This is a genomic window from Citrobacter sp. CF971 (assembly GCF_006385635.1).
GTDB lineage: Bacteria > Pseudomonadota > Gammaproteobacteria > Enterobacterales > Enterobacteriaceae > Citrobacter > Citrobacter freundii.
In genome coordinates, this window is sequence record NZ_CP041051.1 from 3,202,057 (window position 1) to 3,219,171 (window position 17,115).

General features: G+C 51.9%; 14 protein-coding genes. 4 read left to right on the forward strand and 10 right to left on the reverse strand.

Annotated features, from left to right (window positions below; translation table 11 throughout):
• Position 1: 1 nt before the first annotated feature.
• From E6P06_RS19035 to hypT, 4 genes are all read right to left on the reverse strand, one after another.
• Positions 2-1,252 carry a NupC/NupG family nucleoside CNT transporter gene (locus E6P06_RS19035; RefSeq protein WP_139935577.1) on the reverse strand — a complete coding sequence of 417 codons (1,251 nt, stop codon included), beginning with the start codon at positions 1,250-1,252 and terminating at the stop codon, positions 2-4.
• Positions 1,253-1,348: 96 nt separating this feature from the next.
• Positions 1,349-2,284 (reverse strand): pseudouridine-5'-phosphate glycosidase, encoded by a 936-nt coding sequence (locus E6P06_RS19040; protein WP_003840093.1) that lies wholly within the window; start codon positions 2,282-2,284, stop codon positions 1,349-1,351.
• A complete protein-coding gene (locus E6P06_RS19045; RefSeq protein WP_044711433.1) occupies positions 2,272-3,213 on the reverse strand; it encodes a pseudouridine kinase in 942 nt (313 codons plus the stop codon). Before E6P06_RS19045 ends, E6P06_RS19040 begins: the two co-directional genes overlap by 13 nt.
• Before the next feature lie 302 nt (positions 3,214-3,515).
• Positions 3,516-4,427 carry a hypochlorite stress DNA-binding transcriptional regulator HypT gene (gene hypT, locus E6P06_RS19050; RefSeq protein ID WP_003027438.1) on the reverse strand — a complete coding sequence of 304 codons (912 nt, stop codon included), beginning with the start codon at positions 4,425-4,427 and terminating at the stop codon, positions 3,516-3,518.
• A 349-nt stretch (positions 4,428-4,776) separates the two neighbouring features.
• On the opposite strand from hypT, the gene E6P06_RS19055 reads away from it, so the two are divergent.
• Both E6P06_RS19055 and E6P06_RS19060 read left to right on the forward strand, forming a co-directional pair.
• Positions 4,777-5,496, forward strand: a complete 720-nt coding sequence (locus E6P06_RS19055) for an aspartate/glutamate racemase family protein (protein ID WP_003027440.1) — start codon at positions 4,777-4,779, stop codon at positions 5,494-5,496.
• A gap of 75 nt (positions 5,497-5,571) precedes the next feature.
• Positions 5,572-6,870, forward strand: a complete 1,299-nt coding sequence (locus E6P06_RS19060) for an anaerobic C4-dicarboxylate transporter (RefSeq protein ID WP_003845167.1) — start codon at positions 5,572-5,574, stop codon at positions 6,868-6,870.
• Positions 6,871-6,955: 85 nt separating this feature from the next.
• Here E6P06_RS19060 and fruA read toward each other — a convergent pair whose 3' ends face one another.
• Genes fruA through fruB form a run of 3 tightly spaced genes read right to left on the reverse strand, consistent with a single transcriptional unit; the run spans position 6,956 to position 10,729 of the window.
• Positions 6,956-8,644: a PTS fructose transporter subunit IIBC gene (gene fruA, locus E6P06_RS19065; RefSeq protein WP_003840084.1), complete on the reverse strand. Its 1,689-nt coding sequence runs from the start codon at positions 8,642-8,644 to the stop codon at positions 6,956-6,958.
• A gap of 16 nt (positions 8,645-8,660) precedes the next feature.
• Positions 8,661-9,599, reverse strand: coding sequence for a 1-phosphofructokinase (fruK, locus tag E6P06_RS19070; RefSeq protein ID WP_003027446.1), 939 nt, complete (start codon positions 9,597-9,599; stop codon positions 8,661-8,663).
• Positions 9,599-10,729, reverse strand: a complete 1,131-nt coding sequence (gene fruB, locus E6P06_RS19075) for a fused PTS fructose transporter subunit IIA/HPr protein (protein ID WP_044711441.1) — start codon at positions 10,727-10,729, stop codon at positions 9,599-9,601. Before fruB ends, fruK begins: the two co-directional genes overlap by 1 nt.
• A 368-nt stretch (positions 10,730-11,097) precedes the next feature.
• On the opposite strand from fruB, the gene setB reads away from it, so the two are divergent.
• Positions 11,098-12,279 carry a sugar efflux transporter SetB gene (setB, locus tag E6P06_RS19085; protein ID WP_139935578.1) on the forward strand — a complete coding sequence of 394 codons (1,182 nt, stop codon included), beginning with the start codon at positions 11,098-11,100 and terminating at the stop codon, positions 12,277-12,279.
• Here setB and E6P06_RS19090 read toward each other — a convergent pair.
• Complete coding sequence (locus tag E6P06_RS19090) at positions 12,276-12,530, reverse strand: YkgJ family cysteine cluster protein (protein WP_003027451.1); 255 nt, start codon at positions 12,528-12,530, stop codon at positions 12,276-12,278. The two genes, setB and E6P06_RS19090, sit on opposite strands and share 4 nt — an antisense overlap.
• A 157-nt stretch (positions 12,531-12,687) precedes the next feature.
• Between E6P06_RS19090 and yeiP the strand changes: the two genes are divergently transcribed.
• Positions 12,688-13,260, forward strand: a complete 573-nt coding sequence (gene yeiP / locus E6P06_RS19095; RefSeq protein WP_003027452.1) for an elongation factor P-like protein YeiP — start codon at positions 12,688-12,690, stop codon at positions 13,258-13,260.
• 732 nt (positions 13,261-13,992) lie between these two features.
• Here yeiP and torD read toward each other — a convergent pair.
• Together torD and torA are read right to left on the reverse strand one after the other, a co-directional pair.
• Complete coding sequence (gene torD, locus E6P06_RS19115) at positions 13,993-14,625, reverse strand: molecular chaperone TorD (protein WP_139935579.1); 633 nt, start codon at positions 14,623-14,625, stop codon at positions 13,993-13,995.
• Positions 14,615-17,113 carry a trimethylamine-N-oxide reductase TorA gene (gene torA, locus E6P06_RS19120; protein ID WP_139935580.1) on the reverse strand — a complete coding sequence of 833 codons (2,499 nt, stop codon included), beginning with the start codon at positions 17,111-17,113 and terminating at the stop codon, positions 14,615-14,617. The genes torD and torA overlap by 11 nt, the downstream gene beginning before the upstream one ends.
• Positions 17,114-17,115: the final 2 nt, after the last annotated feature.

Sequence of the window (17,115 nt, forward strand, 5' to 3'; positions counted from 1 at the left end):
TTTATGCCAGTCCGATAAAGAAACCGGCTATTGTGGCGCTCATCAGGTTTGACAGCGTTGCTGCTGCCAGCGCACGCATTCCAAGTTGCGCGATTTCCGGCGCACGCTGTGGCGCAATCGCCGAAAATGCCCCGACCACGACGCCAATCGAACCGAAGTTCGCGAAACCACACAACGCAAACGAGATAATCGCGATGGTCTTCACGTCCAGCGTTCCGCCCGTTTGCAGATACGGCGAGAAGTTGAGATAAGCAACAAATTCGTTGATCGCCAGCTTCTGTCCAATCAGACTACCTGCCAGCGTCGCATCGCTCCAGTCCACGCCCATAATCCACGCCAGCGGGGCTAACGCATAGCCAAAGATCCCTTCCAGAGTGGCGTGGCCAAAACCAAACCAACCGCCAATTCCGCCGATAATGCCGTTAATCAGCGCGATAATGGCGACAAATGCCATTACCACCGTCGCAACGCCTGAGGCGATCTTCAGCCCGGTCATAGCCCCACTGGCCGCCGCTTCGATGATGCTTTTCGGTGGTGTTTCAGTAAATGACAGGTTTTCAAAGGTGACGCGAGATTCTTCCGTTGCCGGACTCAGCATACGCGCGAACAAAATACCGCCAGGGATTGCCATCAATGATGCCGCCAGCAAATAGTCAATCGGGACGCCCATTCCGGCGTAACCAATCATCATTGAGCCAGCAATCGAGGCCATCCCGCTACAAATAGCGGTAAACAGTTCATTACGATTAAGGCGGTCAATAAACGGTTTCACGATTGCCGGGATCTCGTTTTGCCCGAGGAAAATCGTGGTTACTGCGACAAATGACTCGATCTTACTGATGTTCAACGCCTTCTGGAAAATACCGCCGAGGATGCGGATCAATAGCCCCATCACGCCAATGTAATAGAGCAGACTGATGAGTGCGGTCACAAAAATGATGGCCGGGAGCACCCGGAAGGCGAAGATAAACCCTGCCCCGTCAAACAGCACATCCATTTTTGGCCCAACCAGGGAGCCGAAGATAAATGCGCTACCCGCGTCACTATATGACATCACCTTGTGGACGCCGAGCGCGGCCTGTTCAACCAGCCATTTTCCCGGCGGGAAATAGAGCATAATACCGCCGATGGCAATTTGCAGTACCAGCGCAGCCCCAACGGTGCGCAGACTAATACGTTTTTTATTTACTGACAGCAGAAACGCGATGGCCAGTAATACCACCATACCCACAACACTTCTCATTATATCCATAATGAAATTCCCTTCATGCCAGGAAACCCGGCGTTATCGCCAGGTTTTGGTAGGTTTGATATTCGCGGGCGACCGCATTCTGCCCGGGAAATTCTGTCAGGCGAGGCGTTGATACTCCTTCGCAATTTCACAGGCCAGCACTGCGTTGTTGAACACCAGTTGAATATTTGATTTCAGGCTGTCGCCACCGGTCAGCTCCGCAACTCGCGCCAGCAGGAACGGCGTACTTTCTTTACCCACGACGCCCTGCTCTTCCGCTTCTTTTACCGCCTGATCTATTGCCGCATTAATTTTCTCTTCTGCCATGGCAAACTGCTCCGGGATTGGATTAGCGACAACCAGGCCTCCATTAAGACCCGTTTGCCATTTCACCGCCATCGCGCGGGCAATCTCTTTAGCGCTGTCCAGACGGATACTGACTTCAAACGGACTGGTACGACAGAAAAATGCCGGTAACGCTTGGGTTCGATATCCAATTAACGGCACGCCAAAGGTTTCTAAATATTCAGTCGTTAAGCCAAGATCCAGAATAGATTTAGCACCAGCACAAATTACCGTGACATTGGTATGTGCCAGTTCCTGCAGATCCGCGGAAATATCAAACGTATGTTCAGCACCACGATGAACGCCACCAATTCCCCCGGTCGCAAATACTTTAATTCCAGCCAGCGCGGCAATAATCATCGTAGAGGCAACGGTGGTGGCACCATTTTTCCCTGCCGCGACCACAAATGGCAAATCACGACGACTTACTTTCGTAACGCTATGTCCTTCTCGTCCAAGCAATTCAATTTCATCTTTACTTAAACCTACTTTCATTATTCCGCCGATAATGGCAATGGTCGCAGGAACAGCGCCGTGCTTACGAATAGTTTCTTCTACTTCAATCGCTGTCTGAGCATTCTGCGGAAATGGCATTCCATGAGAAATAATGGTTGATTCAAGCGCAACAATCGGTTTTTTACTGTTTAATGCTTCCTGGACTTCTGGTGATATTTGTAATAATTCAGAGGAAAGAGTTAATTCAGACATTCTGTGTTCTCCACTATTGAGCTAACATTCGCAACAGACAAATCAGGATTATTGGTATATTCACAGGCTAATGCCATTGATGAACACCCCTGCGCAAATCGAACCGAATCAATAAAGGGCATGCCGTCTACCCAGCAGGCGGCCAGTCCAGCCATCATCGCATCACCAGCCCCTGTGACATTAATGACGCGAGTTTTAATGGGGAGCGACCAACCACAACTCCCCGCAATATCACTGTAATAAACGCCGTCGCCACCCATGCTGAGCACCAGCCGGTTTAAGCCGCGATCATGAAACCACGCGGCGACTTTGCTAACGTCATCACGCCCAGAAAGCGCAATACCGCTGAGCGTTTCGGCTTCAAGGCGGTTTGGTTTGAGGGTGTGAATTTTTGCAAGGCGGCCGCGAATCTTTACGCACTTCCAGGCCGACACCGGGTCAACAAACACCGGAACATCTCCGGCATTTTCCAGTACCCATGCCAGAGCATATTCGCTGATATTGCAATCGGCGATAATGACTTTTGCCTGCCGAATAAAATCAAAATGCTGTGATAAAAACTCTTCTGAAATATGCTCGGTAATACTCATATCATTAATAGCCACCAGCATTTCACCGGTATTATCAAGCAGCGATAAATAACTGGATGTATTCTCTCCGGAAACGATAAGACACTTGTCGACATGTACTCCTGATTGATTAGTTTGTGCCAATAATGATTGACCATAAAAATCGTTACCAACCGCTGTTAGCAACCAAGAATTTTTACCCAGCAGCGCGAGATTATGTGCAATATTGCGTCCAACGCCACCGGGAGTGAATTTTATCTTACCTGGATTCGAATCCGCATAATTTAGAGAAGCATGCGAATACCCAGCAACATCCATATTGGCCGAGCCAATCGTCACGATGTATTCCTTTTCACGCATAGCACGTCCCCTGGCAATTAATTTGCCATAAATGAGTTCGTTAAAAATAACCAACGCCACACATCAGGTTATTAGAGCACATGTTCACTATCAAACACATGTTCATAGTAGGCGTGTTTTTGACAAAGTAAATCCATCCACAAGCTATAAAGTCGATAGATATGAACAGAATCACAATTTTTTATAGATACAGTTTGTCAGGGAGAGAGAAAATGAGAGGTAGTACACAAATTGATCAGGTTAAAAAGCATCTTTGGTCATAACCGAAGGTTTTTCAGACGCGCCAGGCGAACTGGCGCGTATCAACTAAGCGAAACCAGATCCTCTGGCATATGGTTGTACAAAATCCGCCAGAAGTGCTCAGCCGTTTTATTCAGGCGGGTATCCATTCTATAAATATAGGCCTGAATAGGCACCATCAACTCCGGCGTGTCCAGACAAACCAGGCGTTTATCCCGTAGTTCGTTCACGATCGTCCACGCTGGCAGCCAGGCAATACCATGCCCATCCAATGCCATATTCTTCAATAGCTCACTCATCGAAGACATAAACAGCGTACGCGCCGAAATACTCCCCACCTCCGCCAGGTGACGGTTAACCAATCTTCCCATGTAGGATGTGCTGGTATAGTTCAGTATCGGCACCTGCGGCTGATAGATATCAAACAATGCCTGCCCCTGTGCATCCGCAGCACAGACGGGATACAGCTCAGACTCAAACACCTTCAAGCCGCAGAAAGGTGACTGCATTAAGTCTTCATCGCGAAAGGAGATAATGAAATCACTTTTCCCCTCGCGCAGCGTATTCACTGCCTGGACTACGTCAATCGCTTCGACGTGGTACACAAACTCCTCGCCCCATGCCGACATTGAATGTACTAATCTGGGCAACATCGTCAGCGACAGAGAATGCGCTGCCGCTATTTTGATATTGGGAACGCCAAGCAGGTTGTGACCACTAAGCTCATCTAAGTTACATTCCAGCTGTTGCAGCAGGCTACGGGTCTGCGAATGGAATAACTTACCCTCCTCCGTCAACTGCAGTGGACTCGTCGTACGGTCAAACAGCAACACCCCAACGGCGGATTCGAGCGCCTTGATCCGCCGGCTAAATGCCGGTTGGGATAGGTTGCGCTCCTCCGCGGCCTGGGAAAAATGACGACACGCTTCCAGCGTCAAAAAGTCATATAACCATTTTGTCTCGATATTTTTCATGCCTGTCACGCGGATGTTTAAATATGTCAATTAGTCTTCAGCATCATGCCTGAATATGCCCGGAGATGATATTCAACATCAGCATCTGGTGATTCGTTTTTTGCATAACACCTTCGTTTTTGACATTAACCTGTTTCTTTACCCATCGACCACGACCGCTTATCGCCGCGGAATTTCAGACACCTGCCTGATTACTGGCCTGCTGAGGTGGCAAAAGAAACTGCACCCATGCAGTTTTTGCATTGAACCATACATTATTGCATTTCTCCTCACGACACACTGCTGTTAAACATAGACACCAGACACACACCAGCCCTGATATTAAATATCGGTAATAGAGGTATATATCGTGAAAGGTTTAATTGGCGTACTTGGTGGTATGGGACCTGCTGCAACCGTCGATCTTTTTAATAAATTCGTCACCTTTACCGCAGCGCAACGCGATCAGGAACATATCCCATTAATTATTTCATCCATCCCTGATATTCCAGATCGAACTGATGCGTTAATGCATCATGGTCATTCCCCACTTCCGGCAATGCGTGATTATATGCATAAACTGGAAGATGCTGGTGCGGAGTGTATTGTGATCCCCTGTAATACTGCCCACTTTTGGTTTAATGAATTAAAAGAGTGCTGTCATACAGAGTTACTCAGTATCGTTGAAACCACCATGAATGAAGTCAAAAACTGCGGAAAATCGCGTATCGGTTTACTTGCTACCAACGCCACCCTTTACATGGGACTCTACCAAAAAGGCATAGAATCTCTTGGCTTAACCTGTGTCAGCCCTGATTCATCCGGTCAGGAAAAAGTCATGGATAGTATTTATTGCTTAAAAGCCGGCGATCTTAAGCGGGCACAAACGCTGATGAATGAACAGGCTGAAATGCTCTTTTCACGCGGTGCAGAAGTCATTGTACTGGGATGTACTGAAGTCCCCGTCATTCTTGCCAACGCAGTCAAAAACTCCCCAGATAAATATATTGACTCAACCGGGTCATTAGTACGTGCCGGTATTAAATGGTACGAAAAACGGGTTGGTAAACATCATCTTCTGGCGCAATAACAGCCGTCACCAGATTAATAAAGCATTAAACAAACACTTATTTTAATAACAAATTATTCTCTGGCGGAGGCCATTATGGTTTGGTTAGAAATTATCGTCGTGTTGGGTGCAATATTTTTTGGTATCCGCCTCGGCGGAATAGGTATCGGTTTATGCGGCGGGCTGGGGCTGGCTATTTTAACGTTGGGATTTGATCTACAAATTGGTTCGCCCCCCGTTGACGTTATTCTCATTATTATGACAGTTGTCGTGGCAGCATCGGCGCTACAGGCCGCCGGAGGTATGGATTATCTGGTTCGCGTAGCCGGTAATTTCATGCGGCGTAATCCTAAATATATCAATATTATTGCACCGATTATCACCTGGTCGATGACCATTATGGCCGGAACAGGGTTCATTGTATTTTCTACCCTACCGGTGATTGCCGAAGTCGCCAAAGAGTCCGGTATCCGCCCTTCTCGTACGCTCGCCGGCTCCGTGGTCGCCTCTCAGGTGGCGATATCCGGTTCGCCGATCAGTGCCGCAATGGCGGCGATGCTGACCATTATGGAAGGCAACGGTGTCACCTTTATCCAGGTTATGGCGGTATGTCTGCCAGCTTCGTTTGTTGCCGCGATGGCCGCCGCTTTTATCGCCTCACGTCAGGGATGCGAGCTACAAGATGATGAAGTCTATCTTGAACGCCTGCAAAAAGGGTTGGTGCGTAAATATGAAGGGCAAAACAGCACTGTACCGGGTGCCAAACTCTCAGTCGCCCTGTTCATGTTGGCAACGGTCGTCATCGTTATTCTTGCCGCCTGCCCGCAGCTACGCCCCGGATTTGATGCCGGCAACCCAATGAATACCCGGGATATCATCATTATTTGTATGTTATCTGCCGCTTGCCTGATGGTGGTGTTATGCAAAACATCAACCGATGCTATTGTCCTGACCTCCACATTTCGAGCAGGGATGAGTTCACTGGCCGTCATTCTCGGGATTGTTACATTGGGAACGACCTTCATTGATGCCCACTTAGCGGAGATTAAGGATATCGCAGGCGATATTCTACGGGCTTATCCGATGCTGTTGGCGCTGGTGCTGTTTGGTACCTGCGCGCTTCTCTACTCGCAAGGCGCCACAACGCCGCTGATTATCCCTCTGGCCGTTGCACTCGGCGTACCTACATGGGCGATTCTGGCCTCCTATGTGGCGGTAACCGGGGTGTTTGTTCTACCAACATACCCGACTTCGCTGGCGGCAATGGAGTTCGACACCACAGGGACAACACGCGTGGGCAAGTATGTCTTAAACCATCCGTTTATGCTGCCAGGACTGGGTGGGATCATTGCTGGCGTTGCCTTTGGTTTTATCATAGCGCCAATGATTGCCTGAACCGTTTTACATATCTATCTTCAGGTAGCAGTTAATCGATAAAAAAAGGGGCAGAGAAATCTCTGCCCCTGATGTCAGCATTAAATCATGCCGCTTTTGCCACAACCTCATCTTCCGGGCGCTTCAGCACCGCGTAGGAGAGACCAGCTACCAGCGTACCGGCAATAATGGCCAGCAGGTATCCCAGTACCGGCGTAATTGCACCTGGAATTAACAGGACGAAAAGCCCGCCGTGTGGCGCCATCAGCTTCGCCCCCACTGCCATCGAAATAGCACCGGTAATCGCACCACCAACGATACAGCAAGGCAGAACGCGCATCGGGTCACGGGCTGCGAATGGAATAGCCCCTTCGGTGATAAAGCACAGGCCCAGTACCAGCGCAGCTTTGCCGCCTTCCTGCTGAGCTTTGTCGAACTTACGGCGCGCAACCAGCGTTGCTAAACCCAGAGCCAGCGGGGGAACCATACCTGCCGCCATGATGGCCGCCATCGGCGCATAAGTTTGCGTACTCAGCAGACCCACACCGAAAGCATACGCCGCCTTGTTAACCGGACCACCCATATCGGTACACATCATGCCGCCAAGAATCGCTCCAAGCAGCACCGCATTCGCCGTACCCATGGTTTGCAGCCAGTGGGTCAGACCTTCCAGAATGCCAGCCACCGGTTTGCCGATCAGGTAAATCATGGCCAGACCAACCACCAGGCTTGAGAACAGCGGAATGATCAGGATCGGTTTCAGCGCTTCCATACTCTGCGGGAGTTTCAACTTCGTGCTGATAAGCTTCGCCACATAACCGGCAAGGAAACCAGCAATAATCCCGCCAATAAAGCCGGAACCGGTGCTCACCGCCAGCATACCGCCGATAAGACCCGGCGTCAGACCAGGACGGTCAGCAATGGAAAACGCGATATAACCTGCCAAAACCGGCACCATCAGCGCAAAAGCTGAACCACCGCCAATCTGCATCAGCGCCGCCGCCAGCGTACCCTGCTCTTTAAACGCTTCGATACCAAAAGCGAACGAGAGTGCAATACACAGACCGCCAGCAACCACCATCGGCAGCATGTAAGAGACGCCCGTCAGCAGGTGACGATATGCCCCCGCGCTCTCTTTCTTACTTTCGGTTGCTGAAGTCTGCGCTTTACCGGTTGGCTGGTACGGGGTTGCTTCTTCCAGCGCTTTGTCCAGCTCCTGCTTGGTTTTCTTCAACGCAAGACCCGTAGAGGTGCGGTACATCGGTTTGCCGGCAAACTTCGCCAGATCAACTTCAATGTCAGCTGCCACAATCACCAGATCCGCCTGAGCCACTTCTTCCGGCGTAATGGCATTGCCTGCGCCAACAGAACCTCGGGTTTCAACCTTCACCCACCAGCCACGTTTTTTCGCTTCTGTTTCAATTGCTTCAGCAGCCATAAACGTATGAGCAACACCGGTCGGACACGCCGTCACTGCCACTACACGTTTTGGACCACTGCTGGCCACAGGTGCTGTTGCAACCGGGGCACTGTAAGGTTTTGCATGGCCCTTCGCTTCGCTGAGGAACAGTTCAGGGTGCGCAACCGCACGACCAATGTCGCCCAGCCAGACTTTTTTGCCGTTCAGCGAACTGTCGGCAGGAAGCGTATCGCCCAGAACAATTGCCAGTTCGGCATCATTCGGATTATCAATAATTTCCAGATGTGCTTTCTGTGCCGCCGCTCCAAGCAGGGTTTTCGCCATGTAAGCGCGAGCCTGGCCGAGATTAGCGTCAATAATCAGCAGCGTTTTCATTATGCCTCTCCTGCTGTCAGTTAAACGGTTTTAAGTCGACACGCGCCATCATTGCGGCCAACTGAGGACGATCGGTAATGCCTACATTGCTTTGGCTTACTGCCAGGGCGGCAACAGCCGTCGCAAGACGCAGGGTATGTTCACTGGACTCACGCATCAGCAGGCCGTAAATCAGACCGCCAACCATTGAATCACCCGCGCCGACGGTGCTGACCACCTCAACTGACGGCGGTTTAGCAATCCACTCACCTGAAGCGTTAACCCACAGCGCACCTTCCGCGCCGAGTGAAATCACCACGTGAGCAATACCCTGCTCGCGCAGCGCATGCGCCGCATCAATCACATCTTTCATTTCCGGCAGTTTGCGGCCGGCCCAGATTTCCAGCTCACGACGGTTTGGTTTCACCAGCCACGGTGCCGCTTTCAGACCCGCCACCAACGCTTCACGACTACTATCAAAGATAATGCAAGGACACTGACTGCGCAGGCGCGTCATCCAGTCGGTGAAGGCTTCCGGGCTCACGCCGGTCGGCAAACTGCCGCTGACGCACACCATGTCGAACTGGCCCAGCCAGCTCAACGAGTCATTCACAAAGCGTTCCCAGTCAGCCGGGGTGACTTCAAAGCCGGAGAAATTAAAGTCAGATACTTCACCGTCTTTTTCGGTCAGTTTGACGTTGATACGGGTACGCCCTTGTACAACCTGAAAACGGTTGGCAATACCCAACTCGCTGAACAACTGCTGAAAACCATCCTGGTTGTCTTTACCCAGGAAGCCGCCCACAGTGACATCGATACCTAAGTCCTTCAAAACCTTAGCGACGTTAATTCCTTTCCCTGCCGCGTGCAGACCGGTGGTTTTAACCAGGTTCACTTCACCACGTTCAATTTCCGGGCAAAAACCCACCAGGTCGTAAGCCGGGTTAAGGGTTATAGTCGCAACACGTCTGCTCATTACGCGCCCTCCCCCAGACCTGCCGCGATGGCTTCGCCAATCGCCTTCAGCGCCTGTTCAGCATCTTCGCCCTGTGCGGTAAAGCGCAGGTGATGTCCTTTTTTCACACCTAATGCCACAACTTTCATCAGACTGCGTCCATTCGCCGGTTTGCCGGTTCCATCAAGATTTGTCACGGTAATTTCACTGTTAAATTGTTTAATCGTATTCACCAGCATGGTGCCCGGGCGGGCATGTAAACCATGCTCATTGCGCACAATAAATTCGGCGCTCAGTACATCATCAGTTAAGGCGTCATCGCTGGTCAGCAGCGCCAGCACCGTTGCCGCATCGGCTTTCAACAAACGGTCAGCTTTATTATTCAGCAGCAGATCGCCAAGGCGCTTCAGCACGGCAACCGGTTGATCGTCATTCATGGCGACGGTCACCAGCAGGGCTGCCGCTTCACCTTCTACATCGAATGTTGTTGCTGCACGGCTGACCGCAACAGCGCTACGCACGTTGCCTTCAGCACAGTCATTCAGCCAGATCCCCTGACCGAGATTCATCGGCTGCTCATTGATTGCTCTGGCCACAAAGGTGGCGTCAACCGCACCGACTTCTTTCAGTCGTGCCGCGTTGAGTGCCTGCAGCGTCACCAGCGAGTTGGCCACGACATCCAGCGACAGCGTTTCGTTATCAAGCTTCAGCTGTTCGCTTTGCTTTTCGCCCATCAGCAGCGCACGCAGTTCTTCCGCCGTGGTCGCAGATTTCAGCTGTTCAGCGACGGAGTCATCGCTCAGCACGTGTGTCAGCTGACGCAGTAAACCGAGATGTTCATCAGAGCTTGCGGCGATGCCGATTGCCACATAAGCAACCTGCCCTTCGCCCCAGGTCACGCCCTGCGGAAACTGAAAAACCTGCACACCGGTTTTCAGCACCTGATCGCGCGTGTCCGTCGTACCGTGAGGAATCGCAATACCGTTGCCGAGGAACGTGGACGTCTGTTGTTCGCGCGCCAGCATGCCATCGACGTAGCCTTCCGCGACGTTACCCGCCTGCACTAAGGCAGCGGCAACCTGGCGAATAGCCTCTTCTTTATTCCCGGCCTGTTCGCCCGGGTGAATATCCTGAACAGATAACTGGAACATGGTTCTCCTCTCCCGCTGATTTGAAACGATTCAGCTAACATGAGAAAAAAGGCGTCACCTGACTCCATCAGTTATGGCGAGATGACGCTGAAACGTTTCAAGAAGTCTTGCTCTTTTTTCTTCAGCACACAAGTAAAGTTGACAAATTACTTGCTGAATTTAGAGATAACGCACATTTTCTCTGCGAGGGAGAAAAAGCTGCTGACGGAAAAACGGCGTCAGCTTGTCAGATTCAGCAACGTCAGCAAACAGCATTCTTTGACTGAAATGCTATTTTGATTTTTGATGCCGATTTTGATTTGGCTCCCTGTTTATTTTCTGACAAGCGGCGTAAACTCCGCGTCTCTTCACATCATTGATATCAAAACATGCATAACACCCCCGTAGCCGCCACACCCAAGGCGTTTGATTTAACGTCTTCGGCGTTCCTGCTTGTCGCATTTCTGACGGGTATCGCCGGTGCGTTGCAGACGCCAACGCTTAGCCTTTTTCTGACGGATGAAGTCCATGCCCGTCCCGGCATGGTCGGGTTCTTTTTTACCGGCAGCGCCGTGATCGGCATTTTGGTGAGTCAGTTTCTGGCCGGGCGCTCGGATAAAAAAGGCGATCGCAAAAACCTGATTGTGTTTTGCTGCGTGCTGGGGATGCTGGCCTGCGTGCTGTTCGCCTGGAACCGTAACTATTTTATTCTGCTGTTTATCGGGGTATTCCTCAGCAGCTTTGGATCGACTGCCAACCCGCAAATGTTCGCTCTCGCCCGTGAACACGCCGACCGCACAGGTCGGGAAGCCGTCATGTTCAGCTCAATATTACGTGCGCAGGTTTCGCTGGCCTGGGTAATTGGCCCACCGCTGGCCTACGCGCTGGCCATGGGGTTCAGCTTTACGGTGATGTATCTCAGCGCAGCGGTGGCGTTTGTTGTCTGCGGCGTAATGGTCTGGTTATTTTTACCCTCGATGAGTAAAAACGTGCCGCTCGCAACAGGCGCAGTTGAAGCCCCGCGCCGCAATCGACGCGACACGCTGCTGCTGTTTGTTATCTGCACATTAATGTGGGGCACTAATAGTCTCTATATCATTAATATGCCGCTGTTTATCATCAACGAACTGCATCTGCCGGAAAAACTGGCTGGCATCATGATGGGTACCGCTGCCGGACTGGAAATCCCGACCATGTTGATTGCTGGCTATTTTGCAAAGCGTCTGGGCAAACGTCTGTTGATGAGAATTGCCGTCGTCGCCGGATTCTTCTTTTATGCCGGTATGCTGCTGGCTCACTCTTCGGCGATATTACTTGGCTTACAGCTGCTGAATGCGATTTACATCGGCATCCTCGGCGGAATTGGCATGCTCTATTTCCAGGATCTGATGCCAGGACAGGCAGGCTCAGCAACGACCCTGTATACGAATACCATTCGCGTGGGCTGGATTATTGCCGGATCGCTGGCGGGGATTGCCGCTGAAATCTGGAACTATCACGCGGTGTTCTGGTTTGCGCTGGTGATGATCGTCGCCACCGTCGTGTGCCTGGCGCGCATCAAGGACGTTTAAGGCGCGGTCAGCGCTTCAAGCTCGATGAGATAAACCATGGCCTGGTGCGTCGTCTGTCCGCACATTTCCGCACTGGGCTGTAAACCGCCGCACACTTTTGGTCGTAGCGGCGAAGCAAAAATTTTGCAACGCAGGGATTCATCCAGCTGAACGCATGGCGTATTAGCAGGTTTGCCATCAGGCATGCCAGGGATGGGACTGGAGATTGAAGGCGCGGTGCAGCATGCACCACAATCCGGACGGCATTCCATACAGTACTCTCTTTATCGTAAACCATCGGATTGTGCGGGAAGCGCACAGTACCACCTTTTTGGCACCAGCAAAAGCATGAATTCCGCTTGCCTGAATGCCCCGGCGCGAGTAGTTTTACGCGATATTTTAGACACTCCTCACTACAGGATTTTTTCGATGCCAAGAGCGAACGAAATTAAAAAAGGTATGGTACTGAACTACAACGGCAAGCTGCTGATTGTAAAAGATATCGATATTCAATCACCGTCTGCACGTGGTGCAGCTACGCTGTACAAAATGCGTTTTTCTGATGTGCGTACCGGTCTGAAAGTTGAAGAGCGCTTCAAAGGCGACGATATCGTGGATACCGTCACCCTGAGCCGCCGCGGGGTTGATTTCTCCTACGTCGATGGCAACGAATACATCTTTATGGATAAAGAAGACTATACCCCGTATACCTTCACCAAAGACCAGATTGAGGAAGAGCTGCTGTTCATGCCGGAAGGCGGTATGCCGGATATGCAGGTACTAACCTGGGACGGCCAACTGCTGGCGCTTGAACTGCCGCAGACCGTAGACCTGGAAATCGTTGAAACCTCACCGGGTATTAAAGGTGCTTCAGCGAGTGCGCGCAACAAGCCAGCAACCCTGAGCACCGGTCTGGTGATCCAGGTTCCTGAGTATCTGAGTGCGGGTGAAAAAATCCGTATTCATATCGAAGAACGTCGCTATATGGGCCGCGCAGATTAATTTTCTACCGCTCGCTGACGATAAGGGACAGCTCGTCTTTTAAGCATATATGGTGAACATGTGATTCCGGCTCAGGGTTACGTTCACCTCATGCTCATCATTTCTCTGAAGCGCAGATACCCGTGAACGTGCAAGGGAGGCTCACCGCCGCCTCCCTTGCAACCCAGGCTCCCGGCGGGAAAATCGTCGCTACGCGAGTTATTCGTCTTATGTCGTCTGCCTGCCGGGTCGGTGCCGAGCCTGCATCCCTGCAGGCCGTCCCCTCTGCCCGCATCCCTGCGGGCAGCCCCGGTCAGCCGTCAACGCCTCATCGATTTTCAGCCGGACCGTGGTCACCGCTGCACAGCTCTGACTTCCAGTTAAATTTGTTTTGCTGTTCAGATATATTCAAATAAAAATACAGGTGGTTAGGTGTGGGCTGGTCCGGCTGAAAATTGCCGACGTGTTTCCGTAAGGCCGGGAGAGCCAGCATGGATGCTGGCTCAGGGCGCGCTTTGCAAGGACGCTTCCTCGCGCCCGGCCCGATAGCCTGGAGGAATAAGCGGAGGGTATTGCGTAGCAACAATTTTCCCGCCGGGAGCCGGGATTGTAAAGGGCGTGGCGGAGAACGCCCTTTACACGTTCACAGGAATCCGGATTTCAGAGAAACGATGAACATGAGGTGAACGGAACTCTTTCTCCGAGATAGCCTGTTCTTTACCTCCGCCAGCGCAGGCTGTCCCTTTGTCATTTTCAGCGCTGACTGCTGAAATAAAAATCATCCATCAGCAGCGACTCCAGATACTGTTCATCCTCTTGCATAAAACGCACTATCAGATTAACCGCCTGAGGATAAAACCCCTCGTTATCCCGCACCAGACAAGCGTCGCGAAATAACGGTGCCCAGCACAGAATATGATGATGCAAAAAGTAATACTGCGCGGAGAATTTCTCCTCTTTAGCAACCATCCTCGCCATTAATGCCAACTGTACGGCAATATGATCGGAGGGTTCATTCTCCCGCGCCGCCAGCCCTTGCTCAACCAGCAGCACATTCATTTGCAGACGTTCTTCTGCCGCCGTCGTGTGTGGATAGTGCCCCGCATAGGGAGAAACACTAGCCGGCGGGGCAAGCAGAAACAACGAGGCAAAATCTGCGGCCAGCTCCAGCTGTCGGGAGTCGCGCCGCAGAACCCAGCCCAGGCTACGCTCAAAACGTTTAACATTGGCAGATAATCCGGGGATCGCCTCCAGTGAGGCAATCCATGCCTGGCTATTGCCATTTTCCAGACTGGCGAGCTGTTTTTCATCCAGCTCACGAAATAACAGTTGCGAAAACCACTGGTACACAGCCGCCCGCTGCTGATGAATTTGATTATGCTGCACTGGTCCCCTCCTCTTTCACAATCTGCGGACCACCGAAAGCCGTCACCTGCGGGGCTTTCTGCTGATAACGCTCGACCTCCACCAGCACGGTATGTGCTGAAGGCCCCTGGGCCAGCTGTGAAGTACCGATATCCGCACTCAACACGTTCGGGTCGCCATAGGTGCATAATGTCCCGGCTTTCCCCCCTTCCTGCGGGGAGTACCACGCGCCTTCATGAATACGGACCACGCCAGGGGTAAAATCCGGACTGATTACCACGCCAGCCAGTACCTGACCACGAGCGTTAAAAACGCGGGCGATATCACCGGCTTTTAAGCCACGAGTGGTGGCATCCTGTTCGCTGATATAAAGCGGCTCTCTTCCGGCAACTGCATAGGTGTTGCGAAACGCCTCGCTTGAGCACAACTGGGAATGTAGACGTTTATCCGGATGGCAGGATTGCAAATGCAGCGGGTATTTATCTTTTTTGCCGCTATGGGTACGCTCAAAGGGTTCCATCCACACCGGATGCCCCGGACAATCCTCATAGGCAAAACCCGCGATGGTTTTGCTGTAGATTTCAATAAGACCTGACGGCGTACCCAGCGGATTCAGGTCTGGCTGCTCACGAAACTCGCCGTGACGTACCCACGGCTGACCCGGCGGATATTCAATATATCCGTCACCCTGCCAGAACGTTGTGAAGTCCGGTAAGGTAACACCGAGCGACGCCCCCATCTTCACACCTTCGTCATAAAGCGCCTGTATCCACTGCATTTCATTCCGGTTTTCACGGTACACCGCTTCCTTATCAAATCGCTTACACAGCCCGGCAAAGATGTCAAAATCATGCCGCGCTTCGTATTGCGGTTTAACAATCTGATGCAGCGCCATCAGCCCTTTATTCGAATGCGTGCCGAACTGCTCAATATCGTTACGTTCAAAACGGGTGGTCACAGGCAGAACGATATCGGCAAAACGGCACGACGCGGTCCATTGGTGATCTAACACCACCACGGTTTCCAGCTTTTTCCACGCGTCGATCATGCGGTTCCTGTCCTGCTGGGCGTGGAATGGATTGGCCGCACTGTAGATCGCCATTTTGATGTCAGGATACGTTAACGTCTCACCGTTGAAGGCAATCTTGTTGCCTGGCGCAAGCAGGCAGTCAACGATACGCGAAGTGGGGATATGCTCCGATGCGCCGCGAAAATCCGCTTTGTACTTCGCCTGCGGGGGATTAGTAATACTCCCCAGCCCAGAGAGCACTGGCCCGGTCGATGTTACCGTCCCACCGCCGTTATAGTGCCAGCCAAATCCGACCCCGCCGCCGGGCAAACCAATTTGACCGACCATGCTGGCCAGTACCACCAGCATCCACGGATACTGCTCACCGTGGTGCATGCGTTGTACGCACCAACCGCCCATAAACTGTGTCCGGCCTTTCACCAACAGGCGGGCGAAGTCTCGGATCTGCTCTGCTGTCAGCCCACAGATTTCTGCCGCCCATTCGGCATTTTTCGGCTGTTTATCACTCTCGCCCAGCAGGTACGGTAAAAACTGTTCAAAGCCGACGGTGTAATCGGTAATAAACGCCGTGTCGTACAGTTTTTCTTCGTACAGGGTATGCGCCAGTGCCAGCATTAACGCGACGTCGGTTTGTGGCCGCAACGCCAATTGCTCGCAGCCAAGATAGTTTTGAGATTTGCTACGCACTGGATCAACGCTGATAACGCGCATCTTATTCTGCGCTACCGCCTCTTTAATCTGCTGCCAGTAGCCAAACGCATCGTGATCGGGAACCAAAAACTCGATCTGCAAGTTCTTGATCGGATTGCAACCCCACAACACGATGGTATTGCTGTTTTGAATCACCAGCGGGAGTGACGTCTGCTGCTCATAAACTTCCAGTGAACCAATCACATGCGGTAAAATGACCTGGGCCGCTGCCGCAGAATAGTCGCCGACAGTTGTCACATAGCTACCATGCAGGCCAAGTCCCCGGTCCATCGCCCCGCCCGCTTTATGGTATTTGCCTACCATTTGCCAGTCAGCAAGCCCGGTAAATACGCCTGATGAACCATAGGTTTTTTGCACCCGCTCCAGCTCTTCGTACAACAAATCCAGCGCCTGATCCCAACTGACCCGTACAAAACGGTTATCTCCGCGCTGGCTGCGATCCGACTTCTCACGTTTAAGCAGCCAGTCCAGACGCACCATCGGGTAGCGCACCCGCGACGGGTTGTAGACCACTTCACGCACCGCGTTCAGCATATCGCAGGGATATTTGTCATGTTTGAACGGACGCGTTTCGGTCCACTCACCGTTGACCACTTTGGCTTCAAAAGCGCCATAGTGCGAACCTGATTGAATCCACTGTTCGGGATTTTCCCCCGCCGCCCACACTTTTGATATCAGCGGATTAGGCGCCAGTACGCTGGCAGCACCCACCGCCAACATACCGCTGAGAAAACGGCGGCGGGACGGATTAAAGTCATGAATATCCATAC